This window comes from Algoriphagus sp. (assembly GCF_030694375.1).
Lineage (GTDB): Bacteria > Bacteroidota > Bacteroidia > Cytophagales > Cyclobacteriaceae > Algoriphagus.
Genome location: NZ_JAUXYL010000003.1, coordinates 68,637 through 92,401 on the forward strand (window position 1 = coordinate 68,637; position 23,765 = coordinate 92,401).

A 23,765-nucleotide genomic window follows, 5' to 3' on the forward strand; every position below is an offset into this window, starting at 1 on the left:
TATGCTTGAATCTTTGCTGAATTACGTTGTATGGGATCCTAATCAGGCTGTTTTTTCCGGCTTTGAGCGCTTGAGATGGTACAGTTTGTTTTTTGCAATGGGCTTTATCATCTCGCAGCAATTCATGGTGTATTTTTTCAGAAAAGAGGGGCAGGACGAAACCCTTGTGGACAAATTGACCATATACATGGTATTGGCGACGATTATTGGTGCACGATTAGGCCATGTTCTATTTTATGAGCCGGAAAAGTATCTGAGTAACCCCATCGATATCCTAAAGGTATGGGAAGGTGGCTTGGCCTCTCATGGGGCTGCCATTGCCATTCTTTTTGCACTTTGGATATATTCCAAACGAACACCGGGACAAAGTTATCTTTGGGTAGTAGATCGTATCGTGATTGTCACAGCTCTGACCGGAGCATTGATTCGATTCGGCAACTTGATGAACTCTGAAATCGGAGGAAAAGATACCGGCACAGACAGCGGATTTGTTTTTGCAAGAGATGCTGAGGAAATCCTGGAAACGCTCAAAGTCCCTTTTGAATCAATTGAAGCGTATAAGCCCATAGACCGATCGGACGAACTTCAGGGAACGGGCATAGTTCCTGTGAATTTTGAACTGAAGATCAATAAGGGGAATTTTTCAAAAGAAGACCTTTCTGCAATCCTCGAACGGGACATCAAATATGCACTGACGCAATTTAAATCATCCAAAGAATACCTGGCCGAACCCGTAGAAAGTCCTTTAAACTTCGAAATTATTGAACAGCCAAACAGCTATTTGGTTACCGTGAAGACTTTTGGCAGAACCAAATATCCGACGCAGATCTACGAGGCGCTGTCTTATTTTGTGATTTTCTTAATCCTGCTTGCACTTTGGGCAAAATACAAGTCGAGATTACCGGAAGGTTTACTGTTGGGGCTATTCCTTATCTCAGTATTCGGTATGCGATTCGTATGGGAATTTCTCAAGGAGGTACAGGTCGACTTTGAGCAATCCATGCAATTCAATATGGGACAACTGTTAAGTATTCCCTTAGTGCTAATTGGAATAATTTTAGTGGGAAGAGCTCTAAAAAATGGGATTAAGGCCGAAAAAATTTAAGGAACCGGATCATGACCGTGCCCTCCCCATGGATGGCACCGCCCGATCCGCTTAAATCCCAAGAAGATTCCTTTGAAAACACCGTGCTTCAGAATCGCTTCTTTCATGTATTGACTACAGGTCGGAGTATAGCGACAACTAGCCGGAAACAGCGGAGAGATCACATATTGATAAACCAAGACTGGAAATATGGCTATCTTTCTCAAGTATGTTTTTACCATTCAAGAAACCTTTAAGTTAAGTACGCAAGTTGCAACCAAAAAATTCAAATGATTATAAATTGTTTTGCAGCAGCCATCTCGATAGCTATCGGGATGAATCTTGCTTGGTTAATAATAACCCCACTGTGGGTCGGATGGGCCAAGCCAGTCTACCCAAGGCAGGCTCGATTTCAAATACAATTTCTTTGATTCCCATTTTGAGAAATTTACTTACCCTTTCGGTTATCTTTTTGCTGATGGGCCTCGGTAAGATCAAGGCGCAAGACACTACTCTAGAGCCTGTCAACCCACCTACTCCCGAGCGGGTAAAAGTGAATAATATTTTCATTATTGGAAATATAAAAACCCAAAAAAGCATCATTCTTCGAGAGCTTGATTTTACTACCGATTTCTTCTACGACTGGGAGACATTCATGGGAATCATCAAAGCTGACCAACAAAAAATCTATAATCTTCGGCTGTTTACAGAAGTGGAAATCACCCCACTTTTCACTGAAGATGAAGAAGTCGAGATCCTCATTTCTGTAAAAGAGCGCTGGTATGTAATTCCATCGGTCATTTTCCAACTTGCAGACCGGAATTTTTCAGAATGGTGGACTAATCAGGGAAGAGATTTTTCACGGGTAAATTACGGGTTGAAAATCAACCATAGCAATGTAGGTGGCAGAAATGAAAAGCTTCGGTTTTCCGGGCAGCTTGGCTTCACAAAAGAATTGGACCTGGTCTATACCAAACCCTACATTGACAAGAAGCAAAAACAGGGACTTGCTTTTCAGATGACTTACGCAGATCAAAAGACAATCCCCATAAGATCAGCAAACAACAAGCAGGTATTTTACACCAATGAGACCGAGGATGTATTGAGAAAAACTTTCTCCACGGCATTGAGGTACACCTATAGAAGAACGTTTTACAATTTTCATTTTCTAACCTTGGGGTTTAGCAGAACATGGGTCAATCCTGATGTTTTGATCGAAAATCCAAATTACTTATCCGGAGAAAATAATACCCTGAGTTATCCTTTTCTTCAGTATTCATTTCGTCACGACAAACGGGATAATATAGCCTATGCAACTCAGGGGGAGTTTCTTCAATTGACTGCAACCAAATATGGGGTGATAAATTCTCAGGATATCGATGAGGTTGAATTGAATTTTATCGCAAATAAATATTTTCAAATCAATGACAGATTCCATCTGGCCACAGGATTGACCGGCGTATGGTACCTCAGTCCTAACCAACCTTACCCCTTGATCCGTGGAATAGGATATTCACCAAACTTTATTCGCGGATATGAACTGAATGTCATAGAAGGACAGCAACTCTACGTGCAAAAAAACAGTCTTCGATACAAGCTTTTGGATCTATCATTTGATATTTCAAGCTACATGCCTTTTGAGCAATTCAGCACGATACCTTTTAAATTTTACCTAAGTGGCAATTTCGATCACGGCACGGTGACTGATCGAAATAATATCCCCGAGAATCTGAGATTGACCAATAAATACCTGTTTGGCTATGGTTTAGGATTGGATATCGTTGGTGTTTATGATGCAGTATTTCGATTCGAATACTCCCTGAATAATCAAGGCGAAGGGAACCTATTCTTCAACTTCAAGGCTCCATTCTGATTTTCAGAGAATTACTTTTCTTAAGTTCGATTTTTAACTAAATTAGGTTCAGATTTTTTACCGAACCCGATGAAGCAATTCCTTTTTTTGTGCTTCTGGATTTGGGCTGTTGGCGATTTAAAAGCCCAGTCTGATCCAATCACTCAGGCTCATGGCGCCCGAAGCCAAGGTATGGGCAATACAAAAATCTTTCTACCCGATGCTTGGACCTATTTCAATAATATCGGTGCATTAGACCGGATCCGGGAAACTCAGGTTTCCGCTGGATTTGATTCCCGCTTTGGGATTTCGGACCTAAACACGGTTGATTTGGCATTGGGCTGGAAAAATGAATTCGGGACAATAGGACTCGGCATTTCCAGATTTGGAGGTAAGCTTTTCAACCAACAACTTTTGGGAGTCGGCTTCTCCAATACCCTGGGGATAGTAAGTTTAGGAGCCAAAGTGGATTGGTTTCAAACCCAGATTGAAGGATTCGGGACTGGAAATGCTTTCATTTTTTCTTTTGGAGGTGTGGCAGAACTTGGCCCAAAGTTTTTCCTTGGGGCCAACTTTTCCAATCTAAACAGAGCCAAACTCAGCCAAAATAATGAGCAAAGGTTACCGACAGCCGTCCAGATGGGGTTTTGCTATTTACCCACTGAAACAGTTAGACTCCTCGCTGAGATCGAAAAAGACATTGCATTGAATCCGGTATTCAAAACAGGATTAGAATATCAGCTTAGGAATTGGGTTTATCTGAGGACAGGGATCAGCAGCAATCCTGCCCGAATGAGCTTCGGTTTGGGAATAAGAAAAGATCATTTCGGGTTTGACTATTCCTACGGCCAAAATACGGCATTGGGAAGAACACATCATTTGAGCTTGGTTATGAAACTTGGGGAATGATGAAGTCAATCTGTGTTTTTTTGGTTTTTTACTTAATGACTTTTGCAACGAGCGCACAAAGTCCTCCAAAACAACCCATTGACATGGAGTCCTTCATGGAACGGCTTTTTCCTGTTCAGGATGAGGAAATAGACTATGAATCAATCTATGAGGCCCTATTCCAGCTTTACCTCAATCCAATCGATATCAATAAGGCAGATGCAGAAGTCCTACAATCCACTTATCTGCTCAGCACTTTGCAAGTCAGCAGCTTGATCAATTACAGAAATACGCTTGGTCCTCTGCTTTCGCTCTATGAACTTCAAGCCGTGCCTGAGTTTGACCTTCAAACCATCGAAAGCCTGATGCCTTTCATCACCTTGGGAGGCTCAGGCCTGAGAAGTAAAAAATTCTGGGATCGTGTCAAGGAGGAGGAACAAGCCTATCTCCTTTTTCGCCATCAGCGAACTTGGCAGACCCGTAGAGGATATACCCCTGCTGATACCAGCAGAAACGGAATTGTTTCAAGCAGATACCTTGGCGATCCGAATACGATATACCTAAGGTTTAGAATTCAGCATGCACGGGATTTCAGTATGGGAGTCACCTTAGAAAAAGATGCCGGTGAGCAATTCATCTGGGACAGAAAAACGGCTCGCTATGGATTTAATTTTCTCTCCGCTCACTTTACGCGGTATTATGTCGGCAAATGGAAAACCATTTCGCTGGGTGATTATCAGGCATCTTTTGGTCAGGGATTGATCTTTGGTGCGGGATATTCGCTTGGAAAAGGAGCGGAAACAGTACCCACAGTCAGGCGAAGCAGCATCGGGATTATGCCATACACCGCTGCCTTGGAATTCGGTTTTTTCAGAGGAATAGGAGTTACCCGGCAGTTTAGAAATTGGCAAGGTACCCTGATCACTTCTCATGCCGCTAGGGATGGGAGAATCTCAGCTACCCTTGACAGTTTGGAATCTTCCAGAATCTTCATCAGCTCATTTAACCAATCCGGCCTTCACCGAACTCCAAGTGAACTGTCTACAAAAAATCAGTTTCAAGAAACCAATCTGGGAGGAAATGCACAATTTTCTCACCCCTCCGGAAGATTTCAATTGGGTGCAAATTCCTTATTCACACGATTTGACCGGCCTTGGGTCAGAACCCCACAGCTCTACAATCGCTTCGAATTTGCAGGGCAAAGCAACTTGGTTTCCAGCTTGTATTTCAATTACAATTGGAAAAACTTCTTCCTTTTTGGGGAATCTGCCATTTCCCAAAGCGGAGGTACAGGAACTGTTTTGGGATTCGTAAGTAGCCTGAGCAAACAGGTAGATTTTTCCCTGCTTTGGAGAAAGTATGACAAAGATTTCCACAGCTTCTATTCCTCAGGATTTTCTGAAAACACCCGGCCAATCAATGAGCAGGGGGTATATCTGGGAATTCAGATAAGACCAGAAAAACGCTGGAAAATCAATGCGTACTATGATTATTTCAATTTCCCCTGGCTTCGCTATCGCGTTTATGCCCCTTCCAAAGGATACGAATGGCTTGCGCGCTTTAGCTACCAACCCACCCGGAATCTGATTGCATTCATCCAAATCCGGGAAGAGCAAAAGGACAGAAATCTCCCTGACTCGGGCGAACCTTCCCTCCCCTACCTGGTACATCCCGTCAATAAAATCAATGGTATGCTCAGCCTTGAAACCCACCTGTCCAAAGACTTTTTCATCAGATCGAGAATCCTCACGAGCAGGCTGAAAATTGGGGAAAATCCTACTTATGGATGGATGGTTTTACAGGATGTGCAATACGGACAAAACCGCTGGCGACTGACAGGAAGAATTGCACTTTTCGATGCTGAAACCTATGACAACAGGCTGTATGCTTTTGAAAACAATGTCCTGTGGACTTTTTCCATTCCGGCATTTTTTGGGCAGGGAATGCGGTATTACCTGCTGGGGCAATATCAATTAACTTCAAAGCTAACCGCCTATTTCAGGTTTTCCCGAACCAGCTATACCGATCGGGAGGTGATCAGCAGTGGCCTTCAGACTATCGATGGTCCAAATCAAACAGACACCTCCCTGATGATCCGATATTTTCTTCGGTGATTTTCCATTAATGGTGCTGAAGTCCCTTGGCTTTTTGATAATTTGGGACAAAGCAAATTATCTATGAAAAAACCACTTTACCTTCTGAGTTTTTTGATGCTTTTGTCGTTTCTAGGGTTTTCTCAAAACCTTGATCTGAACAAAATGAGCAAAAAAGACGGATTTGTGCCCTTTTACCTTGATGAGGAAAAAGGCAAAATTTACCTTGAAATCTCCAGCCTCGATAAGGAATTCCTCTATGTCAATGCCTTGACTGCCGGAGTAGGCTCCAATGATATCGGTCTGGATAGAGGTCAATTGGGCGATGATCGCGTGGTCGAATTCCGTCGAACGGGCAGTAAAATCCTCTTAGTACACAAAAACTACGGTTTCAGAGCCTACACTGACAATCCCTATGAGGCAAAGTCCATCCAAGATGCTTTTGCAGAATCAGTCCTTTGGGGGTTTGAAATCGTCCAGAAAGAAGGAGAAAAGCTGATTGTAGATGCAACCAACTTCTACCTTCAAGATGCCCATGGTGTAGCCGAAACGCTCACTCGATCCCGACAGGGCACCTATCGCGTGGATGCCACACGAAGCGGCTTGTATTTTCAAATGATCAAAAACTTTCCTCAAAACACCGAAGTGGAAGCTACCATCACCCTGACCGGAACTGGCGCAGGTGGATATTTAAGATCGGTTACCCCAACTCCTGAGGCGGTCACAGTCCGGATGAGACATTCGTTTATCGCACTTCCTGAACTCTATGCCAAGCGGAAATTTGACCCAAGGGCTGGATTTTTCTTTATTAGCTATCAAGATTACACCACTCCAATCGACGAGCCATTGGTGAAACGATTTATTTCCCGCCACCGACTGGAGAAGAAAGATCCTGCAGCGGCAGTTTCAGAGGTGGTAGAACCGATCGTCTATTACCTGGATCGCGGAACACCGGAGCCTGTGGCTTCTGCTCTGATCGAAGGAGGAAACTGGTGGGCGCAGGCTTTTGAAGCTGCCGGTTTCAAAAATGCTTTCCGTGTAGAACTTGCCCCCGAAGGCTTGGACTTGCTGGATGTGAGATACAATGTCATTCAGTGGGTGCACCGCTCTACCCGAGGCTGGTCTTACGGCTCAAGCGTCAGAGACCCTCGGACAGGCGAGATTTTGAAAGGACACGTGTCCTTGGGCTCATTGCGAGTAAGGCAAGATTATTTGATTGCTCAGGGTTTGCTTCAGCCCTTTGAAGAAGGGAAGCCTGTTAATCCCCGCATGATGCAAATGGCATTGGATCGATTAAAACAACTTTCTGCCCATGAGATAGGGCATACCATCGGTGTGGCACACAGCTATGCCACCTCGCCAACCAATCGGGCGTCCGTGATGGACTATCCGCATCCTGTAATTACCGAAGGCGCAAACGGCGAGCTGGACTTCAGTCAAGCCTATGACCTGAAAATCGGAGAATGGGACAAATGGGCGATCAAATACGGCTATGGAAATCCTGCTCCAGGGCAGAGCGAAGAAGAATTTTTGGAGAAAACATTGACAGATACCTACGCCGCAGGCTTTGAGTTTATCACCGATTCGGATTCCAGAAATCCGAGTGGAGTACATCCCCGCTCCCACCTCTGGGACAACGGAGCCTCAGCCCCGGGAGAACTGATGCGAATGCTCAAGTTGCGAGAAAACCGCATGAAATCCTTTGGCCTCAATGCCATCCGTACCGGAGAGCCGCAGGCGATTCTTGAGGAAGTGTTTGTGCCGCTTTATCTGATGCATCGCTACCAACTGGAGGCCACAAGCAAGTTGATCGGCGGCTTGGATTATACTTATAAAATCAAAGGTGACAATCAGACAAATCAAAAATGGATATCCGCAAAAGATCAAAATGAAGCTCTTTCTGCACTATTGGCTACAATTTCCAGCAATCAGCTTGAGGTTCCCGCCCATGTGTTGGCATTGATTCCTCCAAGACCTTATGGGTATACAAGGAATCGTGAGACCTTCCCTTCCCGCACCGGACCTACTTTTGACCCCATTGCACCTGCGGAAAATATCGTGGATGCCACATTCGGCTTCCTTTTCGAAAGTGGTCGGATCAACCGGGTTTACCTGCAAAATTTGCAGGACAAATCACTCCCCGGATTCGAGACTTTACTCAATCAGGTGACCGCACAGGTTTTTTCTGCCACCATGCCGGGCGGATTGAAAGACGAGATCAAACTGATGACGGAAGCTAAACTGGTGGACCATTTGGTTGCGCTCTCTAAAAATTCGAATGCTTCTCAGACGGTAAGAGCCATAACTCGTATGCACCTCGGAAAAATCGGTGCCATGGCAGGAAACAGCGGAAACCTAAAGGCACATCGGGCCTATCTCAATGATAAAATCCAGGCTTATTTGAAATTGCCGGAGGAGCTGACACCTCAACAACCGCTGAGTGTCCCTGACGGAGCTCCGATCGGTATGGAAGCCATGAGTTGTGATTTTGAGTTTTAAATTCGGAGCCAAATGCCAGAATGGGTTGTAGGCTTATAAGGTTAGCCTATCTTAGAAAGAAATGAATTGGACTTAAATATATTTTGGCAGAAAAATTCAAAAACAAAACCAGTCAGGAGTCCTGGCTGGTTTTATCAATTAACATATAACCCAACTTGCGTATGAATATTATTTTTTGAATTAAACACCTATCCTGATATTTCCTTAATTCGGTGCTCTATATTAAAGAGTGTATTAAGATGTTAAATGACCCCATAAGGATTTAAAAATTGATTTTATTGGGATTTTTTAGGGGAGAAGAGGTGGTGAAATACCCATGTCGAAAGAACGACACACATGAGCATGATTATCTGGGGGTATTCCATGTGGCCATTAAAAAACAAATTATAAACACATGAATAATATTAGGATATATTTTTTCGGCTCAGGGCCATGCCGGTCCTTGACTTCCTGTGGCACGCCGTCCCGAACATTCGTTCGGTTACCCAGATAACCCTCATCCTTCAAACCTACAGCGATGGAAAAAAATATTTTCACATTGTGATGGCTTTATTTTAGCGGTTATTTAAACATACTTTTTTAATTCTACTTGTGGTTTTTTCAGCTCTTTTTTCAAGCTTTTTTTAGCCAGATAGATCAATACAATTGAAAGTAGAAAAAGCAGTCCAGCCAAAATAGCCAATATATACATCCCCTTGTTAAAATTTTGAACAGCAAAAAGAAATAGGGAGCTGAGCGTAACCGCAAACATGAAGAACATGGGAATCAATACAAATGTGGAATTGACTTTTCGCTTTATCAACCATACGGCCACGGCAAGAAGCGCCATAGCTGCAAGCATTTGGTTTGCAGATCCAAAAATCGGCCACAGCGTTGTAAATTCACCCGAAGTGAGGAGAAAAACAGCGAATGCAACCACTATAAAAGTGGCTACATATCGATTTCCTGCAAACATTTTCCCGATTTTGTTATCCACATCTTCAAAATACTCCTGAAAAGTAAACCTCGCCAATCGTGTACAGGTATCCAATGTGGTCAGTGCAAAGGCCGATACGGTTAAGGCAACAAAAGTAGTTGCAAGCCCAACAGATATTCCCGTCGACGAAATGATGCCACCGAGACCTCCAGCAAATAAGCTCACCGGGCCTTCCAAAATTAACCGACTGGTATATTCTGCTCTAGTGATTACCATTACAGCCCCAATAGAAATGATAGCCAGAAAGGATTCAATCAACATTCCTCCAAAACCAATCATTTTTGCATCCTCCTCTTTATTTACCTGTTTGGAAGTCGTACCGGAAGCTACCAGAGAATGGAATCCACTGATTGCCCCACAGGCAACAGTAACAAAAAGTACTGGAAAAATGTATCCTAAATTTTCCGCATTTATCTGTACCTGATTATCCATTTTAATTTCGGGATTTGCTATCACAACCCCAATGACAGCAAAGACCATTAATCCATACAATAAAAAACTATTGAGGTAATCGCGTGGCTGAAGCAAAAAACTGACAGGCGTAACTGAAGTGATAAATGCATAAAGCATAAGAAGCACTACCCATACCTTATAGTCCAGTGCAAATGGAATCTGAATACCTACATAAATAAAAAAATACATCAGTACTACTCCTACTATTGACGCAATAGTAAAAGCCCCCTTTTTGTTTTTTGTGATCTTATTTACAAAACCAAAAAATATTGCCAAAATAATAAACAAAATAGAAGCCGTAGCGACACTCGGATTATTGACAAAAGTCTTGGCAATGATATCCGCAAATACCGCAATAACCAATATTAATGTGGCAAAGCTGAAAATCAGAAATAGTTGTTTTCCATTCCGGCCTATATATTTTTGGATAATCACACCAATGGATTTTCCATCATGACGCATGGATGCCACCATACTGGTCAGATCATGGACAGCACCGAAAAATATGCCACCCACCAGTATCCAGATCACTGCCGGAATCCAGCCAAAAGCAATGGCAATGATCGGCCCGATAATCGGTCCGGCACCGGCAATCGAGGCAAAATGGTGACCAAGTACAACCGGGGTTTTACTGGGGATGTAATCTATTCCATCTTCAAGCGTATGAGCAGGTGTTATATTCTTATTATTGATCTTTAGTTTGCTTGCCACAAATTTACCATAGGTAAAATAGGCTATCAGCAGGATACTTGCAGATGAGATCAATAAAATAATGAGGTTCATAATATTTTAGTGTTTGCCTTTTTATGATAACTTTCAATTATTCAATTAGATATTGCCACTAGTTAAATTTTTAATATCAATTGATATAACAACTCCTCCTCTTATAAAATAAAGGCATTTCTCCAACCGGCCATTTTAGGTTATTTATTTTTTGGTACAAATAAAACTGCATCGGCTACAACAACCCCATCTGCTTTCTTATTGCTTATTTCCACATAAGGGCCTGTTCCTGCTTTGAAAGCAAACTGCCCCAAATGAACCCATTCACCGGAAGTTTGGCCTTCCACTCGGATGTCCTCTTCCCTGACCATAATTTCCCTTTTCTCTTTCCCATCAAAAAGCTCGATCAAAGTCCGGGAACTGGCCTCCTTTGTCCTTGAAAAATAAACATATACATCATATTGGGAATCATTTTGAATGGAAGGGCTAAACCTTGCGGATTTTTGGCTGGCACCTTTGGAGGCATCCCTCAAATAGCTGGGACCATATCCTCCACTACTCACCCTCTCCCAGTCTCCGGTGACTTTGACACCTTCCCAGGAATCATTGTCCACCAGGATTTCCGCAATGCTTCCATCGGCCAGAGGATTCTCTTTCAACTCCTTTTGCAAGGCTGCAACATTCACCTCCTGAACGGTCTTCCCTTCATCAATGGCCAAGCAGGCTGCAACCGCAGAAGATTGCCCCAGAACCATGAATACTGGCTCCATCCGAATGGAACCAAAAGCGATGTGACTGGCTGACATGGCTGCAGGCACGAATAAGTTTTTGGCATCTTCAGCCTTGGGAATGATCGAACGGTAAGCAATGGGATAAGGACCGAATCCTCCGATTTCCACATTGCCTTCATTTTTCACCATCGTCTTTCCATCCTTTTCTATAACAATCCGCTGTATATTATGGGAATCCATGGTATAGGCAGCCATCCCCACTCCATCTTCCACTACTTCGTCTCCCACACAATTGGCCTGCGTCATCACGTATTCACCCACCATCCTTCGCACTTCCCTCACATAAAGCTGTGGTGACCAGTGGCCATTGTCCGTGTACTCATCCTTAGGATAGCCCCATTCCTGGATCTGTTCCTGGATTTCCTTAGGCACACGGGGATCCGTTTTGTAGAAATAAAGCAGAGATTTGGTATAATGAGTATGCTCATCGATGATTTCTTTTCTGCGCCTATAGTCGGCCTCAGGATATTCATAATTCATGCCTATCATATCTGTAGAGAACCCCCCTCTATTATTGATGTCGGTTTTGTTATTGGGCATCTGACTCCAGATAAAATAGTTATTGAGATTTTTGCTGTTGGGTTGTGCTTCAAAAAGCCTGACCAAAAAATCAAACATGGAATGGTCATATCCCTCCGGCTTGGTAATTTCCACCCGATTGCCTGGGTCATTGGTCAGGCAAATACGATAATTATAAGCCTGAATTTTATCATCCCCTGTGCCATCCGGTTCCAGTTTCCCATCACTGATCCCCCAAAGCAATCCACTGGAAGGATCTCCCGGTGTTTTGTAAGGATCTATTCCATCCGGAAACTGGTGACCCTTCATCAACTGCACTCCGTTATAAGTTTCACTATATTTTTCATTAGCCTCCCTGCCTATGGTATAACTTACCCCTGACAAGGCCATGAGATCGCCTTCATAAGTGGCATCTATAAACATCTTTCCCGCTACTTTCCAATTGGTCTTTAAGGAAGGATTGCTGGACTGCTCCAATTCGATTTCCCTGATGTAACCATCTTTCTTTTCTGATGCAATCACCCGATAATCATAGTACACCTCAATACCTGCCCTGTCCAAATATTCCTGAAATGTTTTTTGGGCTACACTGGGTTCAAATATCCATTGCTCGAATTTTCCATAATGGTTACCCAATCTGCGATAGAAATCCCTGGAAAGCCCGGTTACAGCATATTTGTTCCCAATATCCGTATAACCAAGCCCGCCTGTGGTTAATCCCCCAAGGTGGGCGGTTGGTTCGATCAGAATCACTGATTTCCCCATGGTTTTGGCGGTATAGGCAGCTATGATTCCAGCGGAATTGGCACCATAAACTACTACATCAAATTGTTCCGGTTCATTCTCCCCATTTGGCGAACAGGCCAAAGTTGCCCATAGTATGGAAAGGCAGAGAAATGGTAATAATTTTTTCATAATTCTGTTTGGATTAATTTTAAGCTTCAGCTTATTACAATTTTTCGGAACCACTTGACTGTTTACCATTAAATTGTGGACTATTGATTTATTTTGAAATAATCCTATCTTTTACGGTAAGGACCTGTCAATCACCCAGCAGTCTTTCACTTAGCCTGCTGTATTGCAAGTCCAAAACAGCTATACCTTCAAACATTGACGAGACAGCAGCAGTAGCCACTAACTTCCCCAAGTTCATAAATACAGGTTGCATCCTGATAGATCCGAAAGTAGTTTGAGAACTATATGTACAAACAACTCTCAAAAGGTTTAGTGGTTATTTCTATATTAATACCGGTTGCACCCCATCCTACTTTCGTTAACCTACCAAGATGAATGGACTGTATAATAAGAATAACAGAACGTCCCTTTCGAACCACTGTAGCAGCTGCTATGATACCATCTAAAGTAGCGGCTATACCCCAAAATCATACTCCTAATCGTCCTCAACACCGTTACAATTCACCATATTTGTTTGCAGAAAAAGTCTTCCTTCAACTATCAAATGATCTTATAAAAGATATTGCAAATCCATATGTAATAAACCTTTTTTTGAGTCCAAATCTATCGGTTAAACCTATTTTCATTACTCCAGTAAATTTTATTTTCAATTGTTTTTCTAAGCGATTCTAAAATTGGTTCTTTGGTACTATCCATTACTAAATTATGCATTTCATCAGGGTCATTTTTAATATCATATAGTTCCTCAAAAATCAACTTATCAGGTTCATTTTCATCGAATGTTTGTATTAATTTCCATTCTTTCGTACGAATAGCATAATGAGGTTTTGTGCCATGTACAGGAATGGGTGCTTCATAAAAAACAAATTCTCTCCAGATACTGTTCTTGTTTTTTTCAAACCCCAAAAGATTTTTAAAACTCTTACCATCCAGATTGGATGGAACTTCAATATTTGCCAAATCCAAAACAGTCGGCATTAAATCAATATTCAATATTAATTCATCTGATCTTCCTGGATTTATTCCTGGACCAATAGCTATTAAAGGCACTCTAATTGATTCCTCATAAGCCAAGACTTTACTCGTTAATCCATGCTCGCCCATAAACCAACCATTATCACCCATCAATAAAATAAATGTATTTTCGAATAGACCCAATTCAGATATAGCGGAAATAAGATTCCCTAAAGCTGCATCCATATCTGTAGTGGCTGCATAATATCCTCTTATATGGTCTTGAAGAGGGTAGGCTCTTGAATACCCATATTCTAATGCCCTTTGATGCGGTCTGTTATGCTCTATGTAAGGTGGCTTATCTGTAAAATCTGCGGGCCAGTTAGTTGGCAGAGGCATACTTTCAATTGGATATTTTGACAAAGTCCTGCCTTTTGAAGGCCAGCTAAAATCTTTATCCATGTGAGGAGAAAATGTATTGAACCACATAAAAAAAGGTTTATCACTATTACTAATTTCTCTTAAATATTCAATTGCCCCTTCTCCAATTACATCCTCTATAAATCCAATTGTTTTAACTTCAACACCATTTTTAATAAAAGGCACATCCCAAAACGGGGCCAATCCCTTAAAATAATATTCGTGTTCAAAACCCATTGATTGTGGTGAATTTGAAATATGCCATTTCCCAAAAACAGATGTATTGTATCCCTCTTTTTTAAAATATTGAGCTACAGTTTTAATATCTGGATTTACTGTATTCAGATTTTGACTCATCACATCACTACTGCTTCCATATTTGCCTGTCAACAACGCTGCCCGACTTGGAGTACAAATCGATAAAGTCACAAAAGAATTAGGAAAATACATACCGGATTCAACTAACGAATCCATGTTCGGAGTCTGAATAACTTCATTACCTGAAGCTCCTAAAGCATCCCATCTTTGATCATCAATATAGATAATGATTATGTTAGGCTGATTTTTCTGCGCCACTGATTGATTTGGCAAGAAAGATAAAACTAAATACGCAGTCAAAAAACCAATTAATTTTTCCATAATTCTATTAAGTTAAATTTTGTCTGATCAATATTTGAAAATTAAGCAATCAAATTACCTTGATCATCCCATGAAGCGAGTGTGGAGTTGTCTTCCGGCTTCAAATAATTTCCGGCAATTTTTTTTCCGGTTCAAGCCCGTAGCAGTCCATTACTTCTTTTGGTACTCCATCCTAAACATTCGGTCGGTTTGCCAGATAACCTACATCTTTAAACCCTATTTCTGTAGTATAAAAACCTGCCACTATCTGGTGCTTGAGTGCTCCACTTTAATATGTGGTCTTTTGAATTATTTAGAAATAATCCTATCTTCTAAAGTAAGTACTTGGCCATCAACCAACAATCTTTCACGTAGCTTGATGTATTGCAAGTCCTGTACAGCAATTCCTTCATCAAGTGACATTACAGCAGCAGTGGCAGCTGATTGGCCCAAAATCATAAATACAGGTTCCATTCGGATGGATCCGAAAGCAATATGACTGGAAGAAACCGCTACGGGAACTACTAGGTTGGTACATTCTTCTTTTTTCGGAACCAAGGAACCATAGGCAATTTCGTAGGGACCAGGTAAGGAAACCCCGATATCCCCTTCATTTTGCACATGTCCGTTTTCATCCACAAAGCGTTGAATATTGTGTGAGTCGATGGTATACGATCCCATGCCCACAGATTCTGGAGTAGGTTTCTTTTGTAAGAGCTCGTTCTCTGTCATTACATATTTGCCAATCATACGTCTTGCTTCTCGTACATATATTTGATGGGGCCAGTTACCGTTATCCGTAAATTCATCCTTGGCCAATCCCCATTTCTGAAATTCCTTTTGGATTTTCTCCGGCACTCTTGGATCATTTTGAACAAAATAAAGCAGTCCACTTTGATAATCCCGGTGTTCTTGGATGATTTCCTTGCGCCGTTCATAGCTGGCATCCGGATAGTCGTAATTCATGCCGATATTGTCCGAACTGAAGGGACCGTGGTTATTGGTGTCTGTTTTTCGGTTGGGTATCATGTCAAATTTACCAAACCACTCATCCCAGCCAGCATTAAAAATCCTAACCAGTATTTCATATTGGGTCGAGTCATAATTTGCTGGTCGTGGAAATGGAATCCGGTTATCTGGATGGTTGGACATGCACATGCGAAAACAATAGGCCTGAACTTTGTCATCTCCTTGCCCCTTTACCCCAGGATGCTCTCCACTGATCCGTGGCAGTAAACCCGAAGAAGGATCACCTGGTGTCCAATAAGGATCGATTGGCTGATCCAACACCTTAAAATGGTGACGATGATGGTAAACGCCAGTCTGAATGCCATTCCATTCTTCTCCATACACCGCGTTTGCCTCTCTACCCACATGGTAACTTACGCCGGCAGCAGCCATCAAGTCCCCTTCGTAAGTGGCATCGATAAACATTTTTCCTTTGAATTCTTTTCCACTTAGGGTGCGTATAGAAGTTATTTTCCCACCTTCTACAGTGACGCCACTTTCTCTATCCAACCATTCGTCCCGCAACACTTCTATCCCAAGTTCATCAATCCACTCATCGTATACTGCTTCCGCTACATGTGGCTCGAATATCCACATGGTCCGGAACTCCCCGTCAAGAGCAGGAGTACCCTGCCCCACATTTCCGAACTCCGACTTGTCTTCCCATTTCCATGCATCATCTTTTTGATATTTTTCATATACCCTCTGGTAAAATTCACGGGAAAGCCCTCCTATAACTTCTTTTTTTCCCGTATCGGACCAGCCCAGTCCTCCGGAAGAAAGCCCACCAAGATGAATGTCAGGTGATACAATAATCACAGATTTGCCCATTTTTTTGGCCTGAACGGCGGCGGTTACTGCGGCTGAAGTGCCCCCATAAATGATGAGGTCAGATTCATAATTTGAATCATTGATAACTTTATTGTCATTGGGAGTACAAGAAGATTGCCATCCAAGAATAATAAAAAGCAAGAAGTAAACTAATTTTGTATTAAAATTCGTATATGATGATTGTTTCATGAACATTGAGTTTTTAAATGAAGCTTTTTTTAAAAGAATGAAATATTTAAATCAGAATGTTTTCATTCAATTCTACTGATCCTAATTTGGTAGGTATTGAGACAGAAAATAAAAAAGTTTCCCTAGGAACTGTATCCTAGGGTAATTTTATCAATAGCCTGGGTTTTGATCTTCTTTCGTCATGGCCGGGTTGTTATTTATCTCATCCACTGGTATAGGAAACAAAAGGCTCACATCATTCCAGACCTTACCGGTAGCTTGAATCACCTCTTTCGCTTTACCTGTTCTCAAAAGATCATTCCATCTTTTCATTTCAAGGATAAATTCATATCCTCTTTCCTGAATTACAAGGTCGATAAATTGGTTAACCGGTAAATTGGAAGGATAATCTATAGAAGATGGTGAAAGTGGATCAAATCCATATGCCCTCCTTCTTACTGCATTCAGCCTTTCAACAGCTAGCGGATTTACAGAATTAGATGCCTTAGCACTGGCTTCGGCATAAATCAAATAAGCTTCGGGCAATCTATAAACCGGGATATTATTTCTGTGAGCTGAGCCTGATGCAGCACTCCCATCCTGATATTTTTTAAACAAGGGGGAAGGAGCTGGCAAAGGAATTATCTGTCCTGAAGGCGCTACAGTAAAAGTATATGTATTGTAGATCTGCCTAAAATCCTTTTTATCCCAAGTGCCTAAAAAAGAAGTCATAACAGGTATCCAAGCAAATACACCGCCCACCCCATATCCTCCGGGTTGAGTCCTATGCAAAAAATTAGGAACAGAATTGCCGTTTGTTTCAGAATGTTGAATGGACCAAATATTTTCGGTATGAGAAGTTACATCGATTCCATATAATTTTCGGTTAAAGTCATTGGGTTCATCTATATCCACAAAGCTAAACGGACCATTTTTAATCACATCTTCGGCTAAATTGGCGGCAGCTTGCCAGTTCTCTAAATTCAAATAACTATCAGCCAAAAGCATTTTCGCGGACCATGAAGTCGCTCTTCCTGCCTGACTTAATGGAAAATTATTTGCCATATCAGGAATTGCTTCAGTGAGATCTTTAATGATAAAATCCCATACAACTTGTTTGGATGCCCTTGGAGCAGCTATCTGAGCAAAGTTTGTAAATTCCTTATCTCTAATCGGAACCCCTCCCCAATATTTTACAAGGTTACTGTAAAAGAAAGCCCTAAGAAATTTAGCCTCTGCCAAAATGATTTTCTTAGTATTCTCATTCATTTGGATTCCGGAAACATTATCCAAAACCGCGTTGGCCCTATTTATCCCCTGATAAATTTCATTGTACGAATTCCAAGCTCTCACCTGATTTGAAGCATCTAAAGGTTGCTCATAATTACTAATGGAAACTTGGCTTCCTCTGCCATTTGCATAGTCTGATCTACACTCCAATAAAGCCATAAACCAAATGGTGGGAAATGAACCATTGCCGAGTGTTCCATATGTACCGAATAGAGCGGCAAAAGCATCAGATTCATTTCTGTAGAAATTTGTCTTAGAAATAAAGCTCTTAGGATCCTCATCTAAAATACCAACACAATTGGTTAGCAAGATGCAGATCAATGGAAGAATATATATTTTTTTCATATAGCTCGAATTTTTATGTTTAGAATCCAATTCTTAATCCAACTGTATAAGATTTTGCAATGGGATAGCCTGTTTCGTCTATGCCAATCCTCAAATCACCCGTTTCACCTCTTGTATTCACTTCAGGATCAAGCCCCGGATATTCTGTGATTGTGATCAGGTTTTGTCCGCTTATGTATACCTGCGCATTGCTGATTCCTTTTATATTCCACTTGCTGAAAGGAAGATTGTAGGCCAATTTGACATTTTTTAATCTTAGAAAAGAAGCATCATGTATGAACCGATTAGAGGCTCTGAAAACAGTATTGGAACTGATTTTTGGATGAGAAGCATTAACGTTTTGATTTTCTGGTGTCCACCTGTCGTTGTATACACTGACCAATTGATTTTCTCCGGTATTGAAGGAATTGGATATAGACCCACCCGTTGCGAAAAACATATCCGCACCTTGTACACCTTCAATAAAAATGTTCAATTCAAAGTTTTTATAGCTGAAATTATTATTCAAACTGTAAATGAAATCAGGATAAGGATTACCAATGATGGTTTGATCCTGGTTATTGATAATCCCATCTCCATTTAAATCCTGAAATTTTATGGATCCGTTTTCATTTAGACCGTCTTCCAAAAATCCCCAAAACATCCCAAGTGGCTGACCTTCCCTGGCAATATTTATTGGTGATCCGAATGGCAAACTCAATCCTCCACCAAATACATCACTGCCACCTATGTTGACCACCTTGTTTTCATTGAAAGAAACTTGGCCAAAAGCATCCCACTTGAATTCTTTGACTAAAATATCTCCCCAAATACCCAACTCAAATCCTTTGTTTTGAATTTCTCCTAAGTTTACTAAAACAGAATTAAACCCTGTAGAGCCCGGCAGGGTTACCCTTGCCAATAAATCACGTGTATTTTTCACATAGTAATCTGCGGTAAGCCTAAAACGCTCTTCAATCACGCCAAAGTCAATACCCACGTTCAATTGCTCTGTAGTTTCCCATTTTAAATTGTCATTGGGTACAGCAGCCGGAACAAATCCAATTGCATCATTATTCCCAAAAGTTGCCCTTTGAACTCCCAATCTGTTTAGTGATTGGAAAGGGGAAACTGCAGTACTTCCCGTTACACCATAACTCGTTCTTATTTTCAGGTTACTGATCCAAGAAATTTCTTTCATAAATGTCTCGTCAGATAATCTATAAGCAACTGCACCTGAAGGGAAATATCCCCATTTATTGTTTGCCCCAAATCGAGAAGATCCATCCGCCCGGATACTGCCTGTAAAAAGAATTTTGTCGTTTAGAAAAAAATTGGCTCTACCCAACCAAGATAAAATTGTCCATTCCGAGAAATCAGATGAATTGGGATTGGTTAATTGGGCTGCTCCCAAATTATTATTAAGCAAAAGATCGGTTACAAATCCGCTTCCGCTTGACCTATTGTCTTTACTTCTGAAATCCTGGAATGTAAATCCTCCAACAAGATTGAGTCTGTGGGCTCCTAATGCCTTGTTGTAGGTTAAAATATTTTCATTCAAAAAGGAAATATTTCGATTTATGGAGGTACTTGCATTTCCATTTGGAGACGATAGCCTTAGAATGGATGGGGAATAAAAATCATTTTCGAAAAAGCCCTGTTCGGCTCCACCAATCACCTTAAACGACAAATCCTCAGTGATTTTAAAATTTAGTGAAACATCAGCCAGCAGATTTGAACTTGTGGTTTTGTTGAATATTTCTGCGAAGAGCAAAGGATTCTGTAGGACATTTGGGCTAAAATAGTATCTGGTTACTTGGGAAAAGTTTCCGTTTTCATCAAAAGGTGCTATAGTGGGAGGAGAAACAAAGGCTGCAGAAAGTATTCCACTACCCCTATGGCCATTATTGGCATTTACATTATCGGTCATTTGACGGGTTGCTATAATATTGGACCCTACAGTTAAAAAATCTTTCACTTTCTGTTCAAGTCCGATTCGTAAGGAACCTCTTTGAAGGCCTGAGCCAATTACAATACCATCTTGCTGAAAATAATTACCGGAAATTGAATACCTGGATTGATTATTACCTCCATCAAATGTTAGAGTATGGCTTTGGATTGGAGCAATTCGAAAAATTTCATCCTGCCAGTCTGTATTAATGTTAGGGAGATTATTGATATCAAAAACCTCAGGTCGCCCATCATTTCTTGCCAATTCGTTCGCAATCTCTGCAAACTGTTTTTCATTCATCAAGTCGAACTTTTTGGCGATTTCCTGAACACCATAATAACTATCAATCAAAACCCTATTAACACCCTCTTTACCTTTATTGGTGGTTATAATTACTACTCCATTTGCACCCCTTGCTCCATAGATTGCAGTGGCAGAAGCATCTTTAAGGATATCTATCGAAGCAATGTCTGAAGGGTTAAGAAAATCTATTCCGCCTGCCAAAGGAAATCCATCCACCACATATAATGGTTGATTGCTTCCAAGAAAGGAATTTCCTCCTCTAATTTGAACTTGAACGGATGAACCCGGCTGTCCTGAATTCTGAATTACTCTTACACCAGGAGCTCTTCCCCTAAGGGCTTGTTGGACGTTAGGAACAGGTAAGGCATCAATATCTTTACTTGAAATTTGTGCCACAGAGCCGGTAATATCGGCCCTTTGAACAGAGCCATATCCAATTACAACAACTTCTTGTAAGGATCTAACATCATCCTTCAATATGACATCAATAGTTGTTAGATTATCAATTCTTATCCGTTGCTTTTCAAAACCAATAAACGAAAACAATAAAACCCCTCCCTCAGGTGCTTCAATTGCGTATTTGCCATCAATATCAGTAACAGTGCCCGTCGTAGTTCCTTCAACAAGTACAGATACTCCTGGAAAGGGATCTCCCTTACTATCCGTAACTTTTCCAGAAATGATAATATCCACGAATGGGGAAATTTCCACGGTGTTTTTGTTATTCTTGGGGGCTTTCACATGGATATTCTCATTGACCTGTACAAAATTCAAATTGGTCTGTTTAGAGACAGCCACCAAAACATCGTAAAGCGGTTTATTATTCTCCGTAACTGTGATAGACTGGTTTAGATCCAGCAGATTATCCGTATAAGTAAACTTGAAATCCGTTTTGGATTCCACCTGCCTGAAAAACTGGGCAAGGGACTTTTCTTTAAGATTTAAAGAAACCTTTACTTGATCGATGGTTTTCCGCTGGGCATTGCCCGTGTTAGCCAATATGACCGTGCATAGAAATAGCTGGAACAGAAAAGCATATATTAATCGTTTGGACAGCATAATCAGTTGTCTGCGTAAATTATTATCCATAAGTTTGAATGGTTTAAGTGTAGAAATACTTGGACTAATGCCTCCCTCGCATTCCAATTTGATAGAGGCATTTACACGGGCAGGATCCTGTTCCGCCAAGAACAGCTCCTGCCTTTTTTGTTAACTGGTATTTAGGACTAGGTTTTTCATATTATTTTGGGTTGGTGATGGTTATTTGTTTTTTATCGATTTTAAAAGTCATTCCCGAAGTCATGCAGACTCCACGCAGTACGTTTTCCAGCATCTCGTCTTTATAGACTCCGGAGTAAGTCCAGTCCTTATCAGGGTTTCCTTTAAATGTTATATTGACTCCATACCAGAGTTCCAGCTTTTTCTTTACTTCCGAAAATTTGGCACTTTTGAATACCAGATAATTGTCCTTCCATCCGGTAACATCCATGGGGTCGAATCCTGTCTTGGAAAATTTTCCGTCTTTTTCCATGACTAGCATTTCATCGGGATTCAGGATTACCTGATCTCCGTTGACCGCATCGACCCTGACCTTACCGGTGACCAAAGCCACATAAAGTGGCTCATTGGTTTTTTGCCTGACATTGAATGAAGTGCCCAGCACACGGATTTTTGTACTGCCGCTCTCCACCAAAAATGGGCGCTGCTCTTTTTTCACTTCAAAAAACGCCTCGCCTTTCAACCTTACCAAGCGGAAATCGGCTGAGAATTCCTTGGGGAATTCGATTTCACTTTCTGAATTTAGGTGAATCCTGGTTCCATCAGGCAGATCAATAATGGACTTTTGCCCAGCCAGGTTGGATCTTTTGATCAGAGGTATTTCGGCTTTCTCTACAGGCTCAGGACGGTAATTGAATGCCTCATATTGCGCCCAGAGACAGAATAAAACCAACACGGAGGCTGCAATTCCTCTCAGTGGTATAAAAAACAAAAAGCTGCCTTTTGAGGAGGAGGAAATGGGTGTAGGCTTGGAATTTTTGACCGAACTATGTTCATTATCTGCCTTAAGGATCTGTTCGAAGGTCTCCACATACATTTTGTCTGTAAATTCAGGACTGTGAGCATATTTCACAGACCGGATCAGATTTGCTGCTTCATTTACCATAGCCCTTTTCTCCGGATGCTGAGCCATCCATTTTTCCCAAAAATGACTGTTGTTTTCATTCGGGCTTTTAATCCACTGAATGAAAAATTCATCGGTAATAAAGTTGGCTATATCGTAATCTTTGTAGTTCATCTGTTTATAATTTTCTGTCTTATTTCTTTTGGAGCAATGATTTCAATGTGCTCAAAGCTCTGTAAACAACCTTCCGTGCTGATTTTACTTCATTTAAATCCATTGCTACTGAAATTTCCTTATAAGTCATTCCTTCTTCATAGAGCAATAAAATGGCTTGCCGCTGTCGGCAGGTAAGTTTATTAATAGCATCCTGTATTTTTTCAAATTTTTCCCGGTCATTTTCCTGATGAATAATTTTTGTTTCCTGCGAAAATTCAATGCTAAAATTCTTTTGGATCTTCTCAGGCTCCTTACAGATCTCCTCTTTGGATTTGTTTGATTTCCTGATCAGTTCCCGGTATAAGATTTTAAACAGATAGGATTTAATACTCTGTACTTCGCTGAGCGAGCCCCTTTTTCTTCTCAGGTCAATAAAAATATTCTGAATGCAGTCTTGAATGTGGCTTTGATCTTTACACATCTGACAGCCATATTTAAACAAAACTATGACATACATTCTGTAGATATAATTAAAGGCAAATTCATCCCCCTTGTTAAAAGCATTCCAGATATCCATGTCAGATTTATTCTCATAAACCTTGATGGATTCAGAATGCCCCAAAGGATAAACATTGACTTCTTCTTTATTTGGCAATTTTGGGTTATTAATCATAGAAGTACCGGGTTAGTGCAACCTTCTGATATTAAGAGGAGGTAATGCCCGAAAGTGACCCCATAAAATTTTAAAAAAAATAGATTTAAATACGAGTCTTTTTTAAAAGCTAAAAAAGTTTGATTCCAGGCGATTTAAGGCGATTAATTTGTCT

At 41.1% G+C, this 23,765-nt stretch carries 15 protein-coding genes; 5 read left to right on the top strand and 10 right to left on the bottom strand.

Going from position 1 to position 23,765, the window contains the following annotated elements:
- Position 1: 1 nt before the first annotated feature.
- Complete coding sequence (locus Q8M62_RS00445) at positions 2 to 1,105, top strand: prolipoprotein diacylglyceryl transferase (RefSeq protein WP_304900115.1); 1,104 nt, start codon at positions 2 to 4, stop codon at positions 1,103 to 1,105.
- Here Q8M62_RS00445 and yidD read toward each other — a convergent pair.
- Entirely contained in the window at positions 1,102 to 1,326 is a 225-nt protein-coding gene (yidD, locus tag Q8M62_RS00450) for a membrane protein insertion efficiency factor YidD (protein ID WP_304900114.1), read from the bottom strand. The genes Q8M62_RS00445 and yidD overlap by 4 nt on opposite strands.
- A gap of 134 nt (positions 1,327 to 1,460) precedes the next feature.
- On the opposite strand from yidD, the gene Q8M62_RS00455 reads away from it, so the two are divergent.
- The 4 genes from Q8M62_RS00455 (at position 1,461) to Q8M62_RS00470 (ending at position 8,416) form a co-directional block, all read left to right on the top strand.
- Complete coding sequence (locus Q8M62_RS00455) at positions 1,461 to 2,957, top strand: BamA/TamA family outer membrane protein (protein ID WP_305667991.1); 1,497 nt, start codon at positions 1,461 to 1,463, stop codon at positions 2,955 to 2,957.
- Between the two features lie 69 nt (positions 2,958 to 3,026).
- Positions 3,027 to 3,845 (top strand): hypothetical protein, encoded by an 819-nt coding sequence (locus Q8M62_RS00460; protein ID WP_304900113.1) that lies wholly within the window; start codon positions 3,027 to 3,029, stop codon positions 3,843 to 3,845.
- The gene (locus Q8M62_RS00465; RefSeq protein WP_305667992.1) at positions 3,842 to 5,938 is read left to right on the top strand and encodes a helix-hairpin-helix domain-containing protein; all 2,097 of its coding nucleotides are present in this window, start codon (positions 3,842 to 3,844) and stop codon (positions 5,936 to 5,938) included. The genes Q8M62_RS00460 and Q8M62_RS00465 overlap by 4 nt, the downstream gene beginning before the upstream one ends.
- A 63-nt stretch (positions 5,939 to 6,001) precedes the next feature.
- Positions 6,002 to 8,416: a zinc-dependent metalloprotease gene (locus tag Q8M62_RS00470; protein ID WP_304900111.1), complete on the top strand. Its 2,415-nt coding sequence runs from the start codon at positions 6,002 to 6,004 to the stop codon at positions 8,414 to 8,416.
- 565 nt (positions 8,417 to 8,981) lie between these two features.
- Here the strand turns inward: Q8M62_RS00470 and Q8M62_RS00475 are convergent.
- From Q8M62_RS00475 to Q8M62_RS00515, 9 genes are all read right to left on the bottom strand, one after another.
- Positions 8,982 to 10,628 carry a carbon starvation protein A gene (locus Q8M62_RS00475; RefSeq protein WP_304900110.1) on the bottom strand — a complete coding sequence of 549 codons (1,647 nt, stop codon included), beginning with the start codon at positions 10,626 to 10,628 and terminating at the stop codon, positions 8,982 to 8,984.
- A 140-nt stretch (positions 10,629 to 10,768) separates the two neighbouring features.
- Positions 10,769 to 12,793, bottom strand: a complete 2,025-nt coding sequence (locus Q8M62_RS00480) for an FAD-dependent oxidoreductase (RefSeq protein WP_304900109.1) — start codon at positions 12,791 to 12,793, stop codon at positions 10,769 to 10,771.
- A 127-nt stretch (positions 12,794 to 12,920) separates the two neighbouring features.
- Positions 12,921 to 13,097, bottom strand: coding sequence for an FAD-dependent oxidoreductase (locus tag Q8M62_RS00485; protein WP_304900108.1), 177 nt, complete (start codon positions 13,095 to 13,097; stop codon positions 12,921 to 12,923).
- A 299-nt stretch (positions 13,098 to 13,396) separates the two neighbouring features.
- Positions 13,397 to 14,806 (bottom strand): sulfatase-like hydrolase/transferase, encoded by a 1,410-nt coding sequence (locus Q8M62_RS00490; protein WP_304900107.1) that lies wholly within the window; start codon positions 14,804 to 14,806, stop codon positions 13,397 to 13,399.
- Between the two features lie 288 nt (positions 14,807 to 15,094).
- A complete protein-coding gene (locus Q8M62_RS00495; RefSeq protein ID WP_304900106.1) occupies positions 15,095 to 16,813 on the bottom strand; it encodes an FAD-dependent oxidoreductase in 1,719 nt (572 codons plus the stop codon).
- 150 nt (positions 16,814 to 16,963) lie between these two features.
- The gene (locus Q8M62_RS00500; protein WP_304900105.1) at positions 16,964 to 18,427 is read right to left on the bottom strand and encodes a RagB/SusD family nutrient uptake outer membrane protein; all 1,464 of its coding nucleotides are present in this window, start codon (positions 18,425 to 18,427) and stop codon (positions 16,964 to 16,966) included.
- A 19-nt stretch (positions 18,428 to 18,446) separates the two neighbouring features.
- The gene (locus Q8M62_RS00505) at positions 18,447 to 21,749 is read right to left on the bottom strand and encodes a TonB-dependent receptor (RefSeq protein ID WP_304900104.1); all 3,303 of its coding nucleotides are present in this window, start codon (positions 21,747 to 21,749) and stop codon (positions 18,447 to 18,449) included.
- 151 nt (positions 21,750 to 21,900) lie between these two features.
- Positions 21,901 to 22,956, bottom strand: coding sequence for a FecR family protein (locus Q8M62_RS00510; protein ID WP_304900103.1), 1,056 nt, complete (start codon positions 22,954 to 22,956; stop codon positions 21,901 to 21,903).
- Positions 22,957 to 22,975: 19 nt separating this feature from the next.
- Complete coding sequence (locus tag Q8M62_RS00515; RefSeq protein WP_304900102.1) at positions 22,976 to 23,611, bottom strand: RNA polymerase sigma factor; 636 nt, start codon at positions 23,609 to 23,611, stop codon at positions 22,976 to 22,978.
- Positions 23,612 to 23,765: the final 154 nt, after the last annotated feature.

What these genes read in the sequence shown, in the direction of transcription:
- Q8M62_RS00445 (WP_304900115.1), top strand. Translation starts at nt 2, where the DNA reads ATGCTTGAATCTTTGCTGAATTACGTTGTATGGGATCCTAATCAGGCT.
- yidD (WP_304900114.1), bottom strand. Translation starts at nt 1,326, where the DNA reads ATGGTAAAAACATACTTGAGAAAGATAGCCATATTTCCAGTCTTGGTT.
- Q8M62_RS00455 (WP_305667991.1), top strand. Translation starts at nt 1,461, where the DNA reads ATGGGCCAAGCCAGTCTACCCAAGGCAGGCTCGATTTCAAATACAATT.
- Q8M62_RS00460 (WP_304900113.1), top strand. Translation starts at nt 3,027, where the DNA reads ATGAAGCAATTCCTTTTTTTGTGCTTCTGGATTTGGGCTGTTGGCGAT.
- Q8M62_RS00465 (WP_305667992.1), top strand. Translation starts at nt 3,842, where the DNA reads ATGATGAAGTCAATCTGTGTTTTTTTGGTTTTTTACTTAATGACTTTT.
- Q8M62_RS00470 (WP_304900111.1), top strand. Translation starts at nt 6,002, where the DNA reads ATGAAAAAACCACTTTACCTTCTGAGTTTTTTGATGCTTTTGTCGTTT.
- Q8M62_RS00475 (WP_304900110.1), bottom strand. Translation starts at nt 10,628, where the DNA reads ATGAACCTCATTATTTTATTGATCTCATCTGCAAGTATCCTGCTGATA.
- Q8M62_RS00480 (WP_304900109.1), bottom strand. Translation starts at nt 12,793, where the DNA reads ATGAAAAAATTATTACCATTTCTCTGCCTTTCCATACTATGGGCAACT.
- Q8M62_RS00490 (WP_304900107.1), bottom strand. Translation starts at nt 14,806, where the DNA reads ATGGAAAAATTAATTGGTTTTTTGACTGCGTATTTAGTTTTATCTTTC.
- Q8M62_RS00495 (WP_304900106.1), bottom strand. Translation starts at nt 16,813, where the DNA reads ATGAAACAATCATCATATACGAATTTTAATACAAAATTAGTTTACTTC.
- Q8M62_RS00500 (WP_304900105.1), bottom strand. Translation starts at nt 18,427, where the DNA reads ATGAAAAAAATATATATTCTTCCATTGATCTGCATCTTGCTAACCAAT.
- Q8M62_RS00505 (WP_304900104.1), bottom strand. Translation starts at nt 21,749, where the DNA reads ATGGATAATAATTTACGCAGACAACTGATTATGCTGTCCAAACGATTA.
- Q8M62_RS00510 (WP_304900103.1), bottom strand. Translation starts at nt 22,956, where the DNA reads ATGAACTACAAAGATTACGATATAGCCAACTTTATTACCGATGAATTT.
- Q8M62_RS00515 (WP_304900102.1), bottom strand. Translation starts at nt 23,611, where the DNA reads ATGATTAATAACCCAAAATTGCCAAATAAAGAAGAAGTCAATGTTTAT.